Consider the following 12975-nt stretch of genomic DNA (forward strand, 5'->3'; position numbering starts at 1 on the left):
TCAGGTGACCGGAATCTCGCCCTCGCACGACACCGCCGCCGCGCCCCCCGTCAAGGAGGGGGGCGCGGCCCCGGCCCGTCCGCCCGTCGAGTCACCTGAGACTCTCCGAAAGCGGGCGCGACTGTCCCGCCGCTGGCAGCGGGACGTGCGCTGGAGCCCGTACGCCTTCGTCTCGCCGTTCTTCCTGCTCTTCGTCGCGTTCGGCATGTTCCCGCTGATCTACACGGCGTGGGCCTCGCTGCACACGGTGGAGCTGACCGCGCCCACCGACATGGAGTGGGCGGGGCTGCGCAACTACACCAGGATCTTCGACGACGAGTTCTACTGGAACGCCGCGAAGAACACCTTCACCATCGGGATCATCTCGACCGTCCCGCAGTTGATGATGGCGCTGGGCATCGCGCACCTCCTCAACTACAAGCTGCGCGCCTCGAACTTCTTCCGGGTCGTGATGCTCGCGCCGTACGCCACGTCGATCGCCGCGGCGACCCTCGTCTTCGTGCTGCTCTTCGGCCGTGACTACGGCATGATCAACTGGTTCCTGGGTCTGTTCGGTGTCGACAACATCGACTGGCAGAACGACAAGTGGTACGCGCAGATCGCCGTCTCGTCCATCGTCATCTGGCGCTGGACCGGCTACAACGCGCTGATCTACCTGGCCGCGATGCAGGCGATCCCGCAGGACCTGTACGAGTCGGCGGCCCTCGACGGCGCCAGCCGCTGGAAGCAGTTCCTCCATGTGACGCTGCCGTCGCTGCGCCCGACGATCCTGTTCACCGTCGTCGTGTCGACGATCGGCGCCTCGCAGCTCTTCGCCGAGCCGCTGATGTTCGACGCCAACAAGGGTGCCTCCGGTGGCCCCCAGCACCAGTTCCAGACGCTCGGCCTGTACATGTACGAGCAGGGCTGGGTGAACCAGCACCTGGGCCGGGCCTCCGCCATCGCCTGGACGATGTTCCTGATCCTCATCGTGGTCGGAATCATCAACTACGTCATCTCGCGCCGGCTGCGCGCCAGTAGTTAGGAGACCGGCCGTGACGACGACAATCACCAAACCCCCGGCCGACGCGGTCCCCGAGCCGCCGAAGAACGGCAAGCGCAGGCTCGGCCTGAAGGCGGCGCGCGCGGGTGGGCAGCATCACGCGGGCCCCATCGCGTACGTCATCCTCGCCGTGTTCACCCTCGTGTCGATCTTCCCGTTGTTCTGGACGGCGATCGCCGCCTCCCGCGACAACGCGCGGCTCGCGGAGACCCCGCCGCCGTTCTGGTTCGGCGCGAACCTCTTCGACAAGCTCGAAGTGGCCTGGGAGGACGCCAATCTGGGCGAGGCGTTCCTCAACACGACGATCGTGGCGACCATTTCGTCACTGACCATCGTCTTCCTGTCGACGATCGCCGGGTTCGCCTTCGCCAAGCTGCGCTTCAAGGGCCGTAGCGCCATGATGCTGATCGTGATCGGCACGATGATGGTGCCGCCGCAGCTCCAGGTGATCCCGCTCTACATGATGGTCGCCAAGCTCGACTGGACCGACCAGCTCCAGGCGGTGATCCTGCCCTCGCTGGTCAGCGCCTTCGGCGTCTTCTTCATGCGGCAGTACCTGATCCAGGCGCTGCCCGACGAGATCATCGAGGCGGCCCGCGTCGACGGCGCGAGCAGCTGGCGGGTGATCTGGCACGTGGTGTTCCCGGCCGCGCGGCCCGCGATGGCCGTCCTGGGCATGCTGATGTTCGTACAGACATGGAACGACTTCCTGTGGCCGTTCCTCGTCCTGACCCAGCTGGGCAACCCGACCGTGCAGGTCGCGGTGGCCGGTCTGGGCCGTGGCTACACCCCCGACCAGGCCCTGATCATGGCGGGCGCGCTGCTCAGCACGCTTCCGCTGCTCCTGGTCTTCGCGATCTTCGGCAAGCAGATCGTGGGAGGCATCATGCAGGGCGCGGTGAAGGGCTGAGGCCCGGGGTCGTACTCGTTCGTCTTCTTCCCGGGGGTCGGGTCACCGCCGCCTCGACCCCTGTCTGTCCTTCTCTCCCTGTTCCTCTCCCCCCACCCACCTCCGTCGGTCTGTCATGACCACTATGGGAGCGCTTCCATGCCTGAGCCCACAACGCCGGTGACCTTCCCTCCCGCCTTCCTCTGGGGCGCGGCTACCTCCGCGTACCAGATCGAGGGAGCGGTGCGGGAGGACGGTCGTACGCCCTCCATCTGGGACACCTTCAGTCACACCCCGGGCAAGACCGCCGGTGGAGAGACCGGTGACATCGCTGTCGACCACTACCACCGCTACCGCGACGACGTGGCGATGATGGCGGACCTGGGCCTCAACTCGTACCGCTTCTCCATCTCCTGGTCGCGGGTGCAGCCGACGGGCCGCGGCCCCGCGATCCAGCGCGGCCTCGACTTCTACCGACGCCTGGTGGACGAGCTGCTGGACAAGGGCATCAAGCCGGCCGTCACCCTCTACCACTGGGACCTTCCCCAGGAGCTGGAGGACGCGGGCGGCTGGCCCGAGCGGGACGTCATCCACCGCTTCGCCGAGTACGCGCGGATCGTGGGCGAGGCGCTGGGCGACCGCGTGGAGCAGTGGATCACGCTCAACGAGCCGTGGTGCACCGCGTTCCTGGGCTACGGCTCCGGGGTACACGCGCCGGGCCGTACGGACCCGGTGGCGTCGCTGCGCGCGGCGCACCATCTGAACGTGGCGCACGGGCTGGCGGTCGTGGCCCTGCGCTCGGCGATGCCGGCCCGCAACTCGATCGCGGTGAGCCTGAACTCGTCGGTGGTACGGCCGATCTCGGACTCGCCCGAGGACCTGGCGGCGGCCCGGAGGATCGACGACCTGGCGAACGGCGTCTTCCACGGCCCGATGCTGCACGGGGCGTACCCGGAGAGCCTGTTCTCCGCCACCTCGTCGCTCACGGACTGGTCGTTCGTGCAGGACGGTGACGTGGCGACGGCCAACCAGCCCTTGAACGCACTGGGGTTGAACTACTACACGCCGACGCTGGTGGGCGCGGCGGCCGCCGACGCGAACGGGCCGCGCGCGGACGGTCACGGCGCGAGCGACCACTCGCCGTGGCCGGCCGCGGATGATGTGTTGTTCCACCAGACGCCCGGCGAGCGTACGGAGATGGGCTGGACCATCGACCCGACGGGTCTGCACGAGCTGATCATGCGGTACGCGCGGGAGGCTCCGGGGCTGCCGATGTACGTCACCGAGAACGGGGCGGCGTACGACGACAAGATGGACGCGGACGGGCGGGTCCACGACCCCGAGCGGATCGCCTATCTGCACGGCCATCTGCGGGCGGTCCGGCGGGCGATCGCCGAGGGGGCGGATGTCCGCGGGTACTACCTGTGGTCGCTCATGGACAACTTCGAGTGGGCTTACGGGTACGGGAAGCGGTTCGGCGCGGTGTACGTGGACTACGCGACGCTCACTCGTACGCCGAAGTCGAGCGCGTACTGGTACGGGCAGGCGGCGAAGACGGGGGCGCTGCCGCCGCTGGTGACGACCTCGGCGTAGGGCGGGGGCGGCTCGGCGTAGACCGGGGGCAGGGGGAGCCCTCTGGGGGGACGGGGGAGCGGGGGTCCGGGGCGCGGTGCGATTAGGGGAGCACCGCGCCCCGGGCGTCGGGCATCGGTGAGGTCGGTCAGAGGCTGCCCGGAGGTGCGAGCCACTGGGTCGGTTGCCCGGTGACCGAGGCGATGGTCTCGAAGTCGTTGTCGTAGTGGAGCATGGTCAGGCCCTGGAGTTCGGCGGTGGCGGCCACGAGCAGATCCACCGCACCCGCGGAACGATGCCGGCCTTTCTCGGCGAGTTCCCGTTGCACATCCCACGCGCGCGTCAGGGCCCGGTCGGCCAAAGGCGTCCAGCCGAACAGCGCGTCGAGATCTTCAACCAGTTCTGCCCGATCCTCCGCGTTCCTCGCGCTGTAGAGAAACTCGACCTCGGTGATCGGGCAACGTGCGATCAGGCCCTCTTCCAGGGGTTTCTCCCAGACGGAGCGGGCCGGGCGCTTCAGAATCCGAACCAGGGCGCTGGTGTCGATGAGGTAGGAGGCCGTGCTCATCGACGGTATTTCTCCTTGTCCAGCAAGACGTCGAAGTCGCCCGCGTCCGCCCGCGCCGCGAGCCGGGCCAGCGCGAGCGCCCGCTTCTTGCGTTCGACGCCGTCCCTGAGCGCGGCATTGACCGTGTCCTTCTTGGTCTTGGTCCCGAAGGCTATGGCGGCCTCGGCCAGCAGGTCCTCATCGATGTCGATCAGCGTCTTGGCCATAAGAGGACCTCCTGGATATCCGCTGGAAAAATCAGTATATCCAGCTCCCGTGATCACGGCATCGCCGCGCGAGGCCCCAGCTCGAACCACGTCGCCTTGCCCGACCCCGGGCCGTGCGCGCACACGCCCCACGCGTCGGCGCCGTACGAGATGAGGCGCATGCCCCGGCCGCCCTCATCGTTCTCGGCCGTGCGGCGTGCGACGGGGAGGCCGGGGGCTTCGTCGTGTACGAGGACACGGAGGCGGGCGGGGTCGGGCCAGCCGGCGTGGAGGGTGACGGACGTGGTGCAGCCCCTCGCCGCATACGCGTTGATGGCGTTGGTGACGGCTTCCGAGGTCAGCAGGACCACGGTGTCGGTGAGATCGGGGCGGTCGGCGGCGGCGAGCAGGGCGCGGATCGCTTCGCGGGCGGGGCGGACCCAGGCGGGGTGGGGCGGGGAGACGAGAGATACGTCCATGGGTATGGGCTCTTTTCGGCGGGGTCGGGCGACGTGCACGCGGTGACCAGGTTCGGGTCTCATCAAGCGAGTTGAGGGCGGGGGTACTTCCTCGTGACGTGGGGTGGGCGGGTTGTTGCCGACCGTAGGGCCACACGTGGGAGAGTTACAACCGTGTACACATAGCTTCCCTCTTGGGGGTGACAGCTCCGAAGCGCGTTGGACGTCGACACAACGCGCGCGGCACACTGCGCACGGCCACAAGGAGGACCGCATGCCACCTAGGACCCGCCCCAGCGAACGCCAGCGCCGCCTGGGTAGCGAGCTGCGCAGACTGCGCATTCAAGCCGGGTTGTCGGGTGACGCCGCCGCCAAGCTCATCGCAGCCGAGCGCACAAGGATCAGCCACATTGAATCCGGCCGCGTCGACGTTCCACGCAACGGGATGTACAGGCTGCTCCGCGCGTACGGCTGCCCCGAAGGCGTGTACTTCGAGCACCTGCTGGAGATGGCCCACGAGAGCGGGAGAGGCTGGTGGGGTGGGTTCAGTGACACCATCGGCCCGGCAGCCCGGGACCTGGCCGAACTTGAGTCCCGTTCACACGTGCTACGGACCCACGAACCGCTCCTCATCCCCGGCATGCTCCAGACCGAGGACTACGCCCACGCCGTCATCGGAGCCACGGAAGCCGACCCGCAACGCGTCAGCCGATACACCGAGTTCCGGCTTGCGAGGCAGCGCGCGCTGACCGGCGCGCCTGCGGTGTCATATCACGCGGTCATCCATGAGGCCGCGCTCCACACCCGTGTGGGTGGCCCCGCAATCATGCGCAGACAACTGCTGCGGCTGATCGAGATCTCCCGGCTCCCCAACGTGACCGTGCAGGTGTACCCGTTCGAAGCGGGGAACTACGCCGCGCACACCCAGTCGTTCGTCATCTACGGTGCCGCAGCCCCCCAGTTGGACACGGTCTACCTGGAGCACCCCACGCAGTCGATCTTTCTGAGGGATGGAGAGCAACTCACCGAGTACGCGAAGATGTTCGAGCGGCTCTCCGAGCTGGCGCTGGCACCGGTCGATCCCGAAGCGGCGCCCGAATCGCACGAGACGCGCGACTCGCTGAGCCTGATCCAGCACGTGATGTACACCCTCTGAAAGGACCCCTTCATGTCCCAACTCGGCTGGCAGAAGTCATCGTTCAGCTCGGGCGGCGAGGGCAACTGCATAGAGCTGGCGGCAGCCACCCCGTACCGCATACACCTCCGCGAGAGCGACCGGCCGGACGAGATCACCACGCCCACCCCCCGCGCCTTGGCGCACCTCCTGCGCACGGTCAAGGGCGGCAGCCTCAGTCGCTGAGGCCCAGGTGGGCACAGACCACGTCCCGTACGCGGTGGATGGCATCGGGGTCGATGGCGGCGAGGACCGGGAGCGCGCACTGGTCAGCTGCTACCTCAACTCCGGGTTCACGCCGGACAGTTCGATCACCCTTCCCCTTGCGCCTCGGGCTCGGATGCTACAAGTCACCACGGCACACCGCCGGTTCCGAGCGGGCCCTACACGGCGACCAGGCGCACCCGGTCCCCGCAGAGCTTCGCCATGTCATCGATGTCCGAGGTGAGTATGACCACGGGGCGGTGTTGTCGCAGCGCCGTCTCGGCCACGGCGGCGTCGATCGCGTACTTGTGACCGTGCAGGCCGGCGCTGATCAGCATGGCCGACGCGGCCTTGGCCTCCTCATCGCCGAGGGGAACGATCCTCATGCCTGACAGCACCCACGCGAGCCGCGCCCGGTCCGTCCGCCGATGAACCGCCTCGATGATGGTGGGGGCACTGATGGCCACCTCCATGCCTCGCTTGCGCGCCTCGGCGACCAGCGCGACGACAGGTTCGTGATCGCCGACCAGCTTGGACAGGCCTTCGCAGTCCAGGACGAGGGTGCCCTCGTGGCTCAGCTTGCGGCGGGCCACTGACCCTCCTCCGCGAACACCTCGTCGAAGACGCGACGCGCCCGCTCCTGTTCGTCGGCGGAGACCGGCCCCTTGCGCTGCTCGTAGTCGGCCAGGTACTCGTCCAGGATCTGGCCGCGCAGCTCCCGCTCCACCGCCTCGGTGATGAACGCGGAGAACTCACGCTTGCCGACCCGCCGGCGAATCGCCTCCGCCGTGCCTTCCGGAAGGGAGAGGCTGACCCTCGTGGCCGGGCCTTCACCGATTGCGTACTCACTCATGACGAGAGATTATCAAACGAGTAGGAATGGAGCGGTCGGTCGGCTTCAGACGACGGGATCGACGTTCCATGTCTCCGGTAGATCACTGCCGCAGAAGACACAGACGTAGTCCTCCTCGCGCACGATGTTGTGCTCCTGGCAGGCGGGGCAGCGGCGGAAGATCACCTCGTGGAGGAAGCCGTCGGGGTGTCGGAGGCCCGCGCGGTCCAGGGCCCGGGCGACGGCCCACCAAGAGGTGATGTCCGGGCAGTAGCCAGTCGACTGGTTGCTGACGTAGTCCACCGCCCAGTGGCCCGCACCGCGCACGAAGCCGATCTCGCCCGCGCTCAGGACCGCTCCCCCACCGGCGCAGGCCACATGCTCGCTCCGGCGCGGCGCCAGGCGCAGTACGCCGTTCACATCGACCACGAAGGTGAACGGCTCGGCCAGTTCCACGGCCGGTCGCCCCGCGGCCCAGGCATCGAAGTCGGCTGCGGAGCCGATCGGGCGGCCTTCGCCGCCGGGGCGGACCGCGGCTTTCACCTCGGCCGGTCCGACGTACCGATAGCTTCGCTCCAGCGCACTCACGCGAGACAAGGCAGACCCCTTCCGGCGTCGGGCCGACCCTGGTGACGGGCCGGTGCTGCGGACGTAGCTCGGGGTGGGTATCCCCTGGAGGGCGCAGGGCCGCGACCCCGGAAGGAGCCACGGCCCTGTCCGTTCGCGAGCGGCGTCAGCGTGGCTCTCGTACGACCCACACGTCCCCGGCCGCCAGCTGCACCGAGCCGCCGCCACCGACGACACCCGCAGTACCGCCTCCACACCTACAGACAGGGCTGTCTGTTTTCTTGGCAAAGTCGTCGAGGCCTGGGCAACTCGACTGCGCACGATGATCCAGGTGAGACCTCCTCGGCGTCCTCCTGCCCACCGGTTTCGCCACCCTGGCCTGCTACGACGGCACTGGTCTATGTCGACATGTCCATGACAGTTTGATAGCGTTGACAAAGAGAGCTGCCTGATTCCCGTGACCAAGTGCTGATCAATTGCCTGAATGATCAGCCCGGCTCAACGGCACGCACGATCCTTGAGGAGTTCGATGCACGTCCAACAGATTGGTAGGACCATCGGACCACGGGAGCGCACTCGCACCCCCCGCTTACGTCGCACACGAGACGTGGGACTCCTCTTGCCACCCACGCTGTAGCCGCGAAACGGGGGGAGACTCAGTCATGGCGCCGCTGCGCATTGTGCTCGCGGACGATCACACCCTGTTCCGTGAGGCGTTGAGCGACCTGCTCAGCAGACACGACGAACTCGTGGTGGTGGGCCACGCCTCGACCGGCGGGGAGGCGGTGCGGGCTGCGGCCTCGCTCAGACCCGACGTGGTACTGCTCGATCTGCGCATGCCGGAACACCAGGGCACGGGCACCCTGCAGAGCATCCTGCACGCCTCGCCGGGCACCCGCGTCTACATCCTGTCCGCCCTGATCGATCCCCTGCTGGTACGGGAGCTGATGGCTGCGGGGGCGAGCGGCTATCTGCACAAGGGCATCAACCGCTACGAACTGGTGCGCACCCTCACCGGCGCGGCCGACGACCAGGAGCCCTCCGCCCCCGCGTCGCCGCCCGTGGAAGCCCCCCGGCCCAAGGCCGCCTTCTCCCGGCGCGAGGACCAGATACTCAAGTGCGTCGCCTCCGCCATGAGCAACCGCCAGATCGCGGCGACGCTCGGCATCACGGAGGGCAGCGTCAAACGTCACCTCCACAACGTCTTCCGGAAGCTCGGCGCCGTCTCCCGGCTGGACGCCGTCAACAAGGCTGTCGCGGCGGCGCTGATACTGCCGCCTGCGGCGGCCAACGAGGCGCCAGGGGCGTACGGTCACGAGCACGACGGCAGCCGTGACCGTGACCGTACGCCCCCTCTTGCCTAGTTGCTTCCCAGATCTCCTGGAACCCGAGGTCAGGGCGTCCACGAGGGGCGTCGCAGCAGTGCGGCCGCCACCGAACCGTCCGCGCCGGCCGATGTCACCAGGCCGAGCCTGGGCCTCTCGTGCTCCGGCTCCTCCTCCCAGTGCGCCAGGAGCGCGGCCAACTGGAGTGCCGCACTGGCGCTGTACGTGTCGCCCAGCACCTCCTGGACGCGCAGCACCTGCGGTCGGCACCCCTGCAGGGCACGGCGGCGGCCCCGGGCCTCGACCGCCGGCCAGCCGCGGACGCCGGTCGAGCCCGCCGACACGACCTCCACCTCAGCGGGTTCGACGCCGGCGGAGTCCAGGACGTAGGAGACACAGCGCGCCAGCGCGTCCGCCACGGCGGCCGGGCCGTCCTCGACCGGGGCGAAACCGGCCTTGCAGGCAAGAAGTTCGGCCACCGTCCGGTCGTGTGGCTCGTCCGTGTCCGCGTCCGCGCCGGGCTCCAGCACGAACACGGCGCTGCCCTCGCCGACCCCGTGCCCGTCGGGCGCCCCGGCATGCCGCCACGCCCAGGCGGTCTCCACGCTCAGCTCCTCCATGGCCCCGGCCAGCACCCGGGTCGCCTGACCGGTGAGGAGGGCGCCCCGCGCGTACCGCAGCGCCGCCATGGCCGAGATCTGGCCGCCCGCCAGGCTGGCGTTGACGCCGGTGAACCCGTGACGCATCGCGACCTGGCTGGCCGCGTGGTTGAGCAGAATCCCCGGGAACAGTGCCGGGCTCACCAGATACGGTCGCTCCTGCTCATAGGTGTCCCGGAAGAACTCGACGACGGCACGGGCGCTGCCCGTACTCGTGCCCAGCACCACGCCCGTGGTGGCCTTCTCCGCCTCCGATACGGACACCTCCAGGCCGGCCAGGGCCAGTTCGCACGCCGTCATGCCCAGGGTCGCGGTGCGGCTGAGGCTGCCGAGGCCCTTGCGTCCCAGATGCTCCCGGGCGTCGAAATCCGCCACGGGCAGCAGCTTGATCGGCGGTACGGGACCGTCGGCCCACTCCGCCGGACGGCCACCGCCGTCGCCGTCGCCGTACGGCAGGGTCCCAGGCCGTACGGCCTCGTACGGCAAGGTCCCCGACCGTACGGCCTCGCCCAGTACCTTGCCGCCGACTCCGGCGGCGCTCAGGACTCCGTATCCGGTGATGCGCACCGCGGCGGGCATGCCCCTCCCCGTCATTCCGGCCTCCCCAGGATCACGATGGCGTTGTTGCCACCGAACGCGAAACCGTGGTTCTCCACGATCCGGAGGCGCGCCGAGCGGGCCCGTCCGGCGACGACGTCCAGGTCGGGGCCCAGCTCGGGATCCAGTGACCGCGCCGTCGCGGTCGGCGGCAGGAACCCCTCGTGCAGGGCAGCGCAGCACGCCAGGGCACCGAAGCCGCTGGCGGCCCCCATGGTGTGCCCCAGCATCGACTTGATCGAGCTGATCGGCGGCACGCGGTCGCCGAACACCTGGCGCACGGCGGCCACCTCCGTCTTGTCGTTGGCCACGGTCCCGGTGCCGTGCGCGCAGATGTAGTCGACCTCGTCCGGCTTCACCCCGGCGTTGCGGTGGGCGCGGCGGATGCACTCGGCGATGCCGTCCCGGTCCGGCTGGGTGGGGTGCTTGGCGTCGCAGGTGAGGGCGTAGCCCAGCACCTCCGCGTAGATCCGCGCTCCGCGTGCGACGGCGCTCTCCCACGACTCCAGCAGCAGCGCGGCACCGCCCTCGGCGGTCATGATGCCGGCCCGTTCCTCGTCGAACGGTCGGCACATCTCGGGGGCTATGGCTCCGAGGCGGTGGAAGCCGGCGTGGGTCGCCCGGTTCACCGAGTCGGCGCCACCCACCAGCATGACGTCCGCGGCGCCGGTGCGGATCTGGTCGAAGCCGTATCCGATCGCGTAGTTGCTCGCGGCACAGGCGGTGCCGAAGGTCTGGGCCTCGCCGTCGAGGCGCAGTTCCGTGTTGACCGCCGCGGCGATACGGTCGGCCGGTGCCTGGCGGGCCAGTGCCGCGTCGACGCCCTCGGGGCCCAGGTCGAGCCACTGCTCGGTCAGTTGCTGGAAGACACGGGCCTCTCCGTTGGTGGTGCCCATGGCGCTGCCCGCCCGCGTGGCGGACAGCTCGGCCGGATCCCAGCCGGCGTCCTCGACGGCCAGGCGGGCCGCAGCGGCCGCGAACTGGGCGCTGCGGCCCCAGCGGTCCGGCGTGATGCGCTCCAGATGCTCCCCCGGCAGAAAGCCGTGGACCTCGCCGGCCTGGGTGTGGTCGAACCCGGAGGAGTCGAAGGACCGGATCGGCGATATACCGCTGCGGCCCTCGCGCAGTGACTCGGTGAACGCCCGGGCGCCGATGCCCAGGCTGCTCACTGCCCCGAGTCCGGTGATCGCGACACGCGGCGCCACCTCAGACACCCAGGGACTCCGAGGTCGCGTGGTGACGGGCGATCAGCGCGTAGGCGGCGCCCAGGTCGTCGAGGTCGGTCAGCTCCTCCTGCGGGATGCGAATGCCCAACTGCCGCTCAAAGCGGGAGAAGATCTCGATGACCATCAGCGAGTCGGCCTCGAAGTCCTCGGCGAAGCTCTTGTTCTCGTCGACCTCGTCGGCCGGCACCTCCAGGACCTCTGCGACGAGGTCCCGGACACGGGTGCGCAGTTCGGCGGAGAGCGACGACGCCTGGTTCTCGGACATGATTTTCCCCTCTTTCCCTTCGGCGGTGATCGACTGAAACACCGGTTAACGACGAACAGCCCGGGACGGAAGATCTCCGGATTTCTCCGAATCACCTCCGGATCTCCTTCGGAAATCATGCTGCCATGCCGACGACCGCCAATCGAAGACTTTTCGACGATGCGAATTCAGCTTTCATATGGGTTTGACGCACAATAGATTTCCGCACCAAAGAATTCGATGTGCTGTGACGGTGGCGTCCACCTTGTCCAGCTCGTCCAGCTGTCGAGTCGAAGGGGCTTCAGTTATGAGACCGCCCGTTCCCGTGGGTGTCACCGCAGCAGCGCTCTGGCTCCCGGTCCCGCGTGACACCGCCGCGGACGCGATCGCCGAAGGTCGGCTGGAGGCACGCGTGGCCCAGGACCTGGGACACCGTCATCTGCCGGTCGCCGATGACGACCTGCCGGCCCCTGCGATGGCGGTCCGCGCCGCGTCCGAGGCCCTGCTCGGCTCCGATGTGGCCCCCGGCGAGCTGGCTTTGCTCTGCCACTCCTGGATGTACTACCAGGGCCACGACCTGTGGTCCGCCCCGCACTACATCGCCGACCAGTTGGGGGCGCTCGCGGCCCTGCCGGTGGGCGTGCGACAGATCTGCAATGGCGGCGCGGCCGCACTGGAGCTGGCCGTCGCCCGCATGTCCCTGGAGACCGGTGTACGGCGCGCCCTGGTCACCACCGCCGACCGCTTCTCCGGCCCCGGTTTCGACCGGTGGCGCAGCGACTACGGCGCGGCCTACGGCGACGCGGGCACAGCGGTGCTGCTCCGGCAGCCGGCCGCCCCGGACGACCCGCTCCTGCTGCGCTCACTGCACAGCGCCGCCGCACCGCATCTGGAGGCCATGCACCGGGGCGCGGACCCGTTCGCCCGGGTCCCCAGGGACAACTCCCCGGTCGTCGACATGCGCCGGACCAAGCGGTTCTATCTGCGTGAGCACGGAGTGGAGTCCTTCAACAAGGTCAACCACGACATGATCCGCCACGTCCTGGAACGGGCCCTCCAGGACGCCGGAGTCGCACCCGACGACCCCCGGATACGGCTGGCGGTGCTGCCCCGGCTGGGCAGGAAGACCCTGCGTACGGCCTGGGTGCCGACGCTCGACGCGCTGCTTTCCGCGCCCGTGGTCGACTGGGGTGCCGAGACCGGCCATCTGGGAACGGGCGACCTCGCGGCGAGCCTGAGCGAACTGCTGCGCCGCCGGGCTCTGGCCGCGGGCGAGTTCGCGGTGCTGCTCAACGCGGGAGCCGGATTCACGTGGTCGTGTGCGGTGGTGGAGGCTCGGGAGGCACGGAGCGCGTGAACGCCGGGGTCCCCGTGCCCCGTGAGGGGCGCGGGGCACAGGGCGCGGGGCTGTGCCGTCGCCGGCGGCGCTCGAT

At 69.2% G+C, this 12975-nt stretch carries 16 protein-coding genes; 7 read left to right on the top strand and 9 right to left on the bottom strand.

From position 1 onward, the window contains the following. The first annotated feature begins 13 nt into the window (after positions 1 to 13). The 3 genes from JIX55_RS19645 (at position 14) to JIX55_RS19655 (ending at position 3524) form a co-directional block, all read left to right on the top strand. The gene (locus JIX55_RS19645; RefSeq protein ID WP_257569389.1) at positions 14 to 1024 is read left to right on the top strand and encodes a carbohydrate ABC transporter permease; all 1011 of its coding nucleotides are present in this window, start codon (positions 14 to 16) and stop codon (positions 1022 to 1024) included. A gap of 10 nt (positions 1025 to 1034) precedes the next feature. Then, a complete protein-coding gene (locus JIX55_RS19650; protein WP_257564614.1) occupies positions 1035 to 1952 on the top strand; it encodes a carbohydrate ABC transporter permease in 918 nt (305 codons plus the stop codon). A gap of 138 nt (positions 1953 to 2090) precedes the next feature. Continuing rightward, positions 2091 to 3524: a GH1 family beta-glucosidase gene (locus tag JIX55_RS19655; protein ID WP_257564615.1), complete on the top strand. Its 1434-nt coding sequence runs from the start codon at positions 2091 to 2093 to the stop codon at positions 3522 to 3524. 127 nt (positions 3525 to 3651) lie between these two features. On the opposite strand, the gene JIX55_RS19660 is transcribed toward JIX55_RS19655, so the two are convergent. The 3 genes from JIX55_RS19660 to JIX55_RS19670 are packed head-to-tail and all read right to left on the bottom strand — an operon-like array spanning position 3652 to position 4735. Continuing rightward, on the bottom strand, positions 3652 to 4071 hold the full coding sequence (locus tag JIX55_RS19660; protein ID WP_257564616.1) for a PIN domain nuclease: 420 nt from the start codon (positions 4069 to 4071) through the stop codon (positions 3652 to 3654). Beyond that, the gene (locus JIX55_RS19665; protein ID WP_257564617.1) at positions 4068 to 4277 is read right to left on the bottom strand and encodes a type II toxin-antitoxin system VapB family antitoxin; all 210 of its coding nucleotides are present in this window, start codon (positions 4275 to 4277) and stop codon (positions 4068 to 4070) included. The genes JIX55_RS19660 and JIX55_RS19665 overlap by 4 nt, the downstream gene beginning before the upstream one ends. 53 nt (positions 4278 to 4330) lie before the next feature. Then, complete coding sequence (locus JIX55_RS19670) at positions 4331 to 4735, bottom strand: ATP-binding protein (RefSeq protein WP_257564618.1); 405 nt, start codon at positions 4733 to 4735, stop codon at positions 4331 to 4333. 253 nt (positions 4736 to 4988) lie between these two features. On the opposite strand from JIX55_RS19670, the gene JIX55_RS19675 reads away from it, so the two are divergent. Both JIX55_RS19675 and JIX55_RS19680 read left to right on the top strand, forming a co-directional pair. Continuing rightward, a complete protein-coding gene (locus JIX55_RS19675) occupies positions 4989 to 5870 on the top strand; it encodes a helix-turn-helix domain-containing protein (RefSeq protein ID WP_257564619.1) in 882 nt (293 codons plus the stop codon). Between the two features lie 12 nt (positions 5871 to 5882). Next, the gene (locus tag JIX55_RS19680) at positions 5883 to 6074 is read left to right on the top strand and encodes a DUF397 domain-containing protein (protein ID WP_257564620.1); all 192 of its coding nucleotides are present in this window, start codon (positions 5883 to 5885) and stop codon (positions 6072 to 6074) included. Between the two features lie 197 nt (positions 6075 to 6271). Here the strand turns inward: JIX55_RS19680 and JIX55_RS19685 are convergent, their stop codons facing one another. The 3 genes from JIX55_RS19685 to JIX55_RS19695 are packed head-to-tail and all read right to left on the bottom strand — an operon-like array spanning position 6272 to position 7512. After that, on the bottom strand, positions 6272 to 6685 hold the full coding sequence (locus JIX55_RS19685; protein WP_257564621.1) for a DNA-binding protein: 414 nt from the start codon (positions 6683 to 6685) through the stop codon (positions 6272 to 6274). Beyond that, positions 6667 to 6945, bottom strand: coding sequence for a hypothetical protein (locus JIX55_RS19690; protein ID WP_257564622.1), 279 nt, complete (start codon positions 6943 to 6945; stop codon positions 6667 to 6669). Before JIX55_RS19690 ends, JIX55_RS19685 begins: the two co-directional genes overlap by 19 nt. A gap of 45 nt (positions 6946 to 6990) precedes the next feature. Continuing rightward, positions 6991 to 7512, bottom strand: coding sequence for a hypothetical protein (locus tag JIX55_RS19695; protein ID WP_257569390.1), 522 nt, complete (start codon positions 7510 to 7512; stop codon positions 6991 to 6993). Positions 7513 to 8153: 641 nt separating this feature from the next. Between JIX55_RS19695 and JIX55_RS19700 the strand changes: the two genes are divergently transcribed. Further along, the gene (locus JIX55_RS19700) at positions 8154 to 8855 is read left to right on the top strand and encodes a response regulator (protein WP_257564623.1); all 702 of its coding nucleotides are present in this window, start codon (positions 8154 to 8156) and stop codon (positions 8853 to 8855) included. Positions 8856 to 8884: 29 nt separating this feature from the next. On the opposite strand, the gene JIX55_RS19705 is transcribed toward JIX55_RS19700, so the two are convergent. Genes JIX55_RS19705 through JIX55_RS19715 form a run of 3 tightly spaced genes read right to left on the bottom strand, consistent with a single transcriptional unit; the run spans position 8885 to position 11563 of the window. Continuing rightward, positions 8885 to 10054: a beta-ketoacyl synthase N-terminal-like domain-containing protein gene (locus tag JIX55_RS19705; RefSeq protein WP_257564624.1), complete on the bottom strand. Its 1170-nt coding sequence runs from the start codon at positions 10052 to 10054 to the stop codon at positions 8885 to 8887. An 11-nt stretch (positions 10055 to 10065) separates the two neighbouring features. Then, positions 10066 to 11286, bottom strand: coding sequence for a beta-ketoacyl-[acyl-carrier-protein] synthase family protein (locus tag JIX55_RS19710; protein WP_257564625.1), 1221 nt, complete (start codon positions 11284 to 11286; stop codon positions 10066 to 10068). Continuing rightward, positions 11279 to 11563 carry an acyl carrier protein gene (locus tag JIX55_RS19715; protein WP_257564626.1) on the bottom strand — a complete coding sequence of 95 codons (285 nt, stop codon included), beginning with the start codon at positions 11561 to 11563 and terminating at the stop codon, positions 11279 to 11281. The genes JIX55_RS19710 and JIX55_RS19715 overlap by 8 nt, the downstream gene beginning before the upstream one ends. A gap of 286 nt (positions 11564 to 11849) precedes the next feature. Between JIX55_RS19715 and JIX55_RS19720 the strand changes: the two genes are divergently transcribed. Beyond that, a complete protein-coding gene (locus JIX55_RS19720; RefSeq protein WP_257564627.1) occupies positions 11850 to 12899 on the top strand; it encodes a ketoacyl-ACP synthase III family protein in 1050 nt (349 codons plus the stop codon). The last annotated feature ends 76 nt before the right edge of the window (positions 12900 to 12975 follow it).

The organism is Streptomyces sp. DSM 40750 (genome assembly GCF_024612035.1).
Taxonomy (GTDB): Bacteria; Actinomycetota; Actinomycetes; order Streptomycetales; family Streptomycetaceae; genus Streptomyces.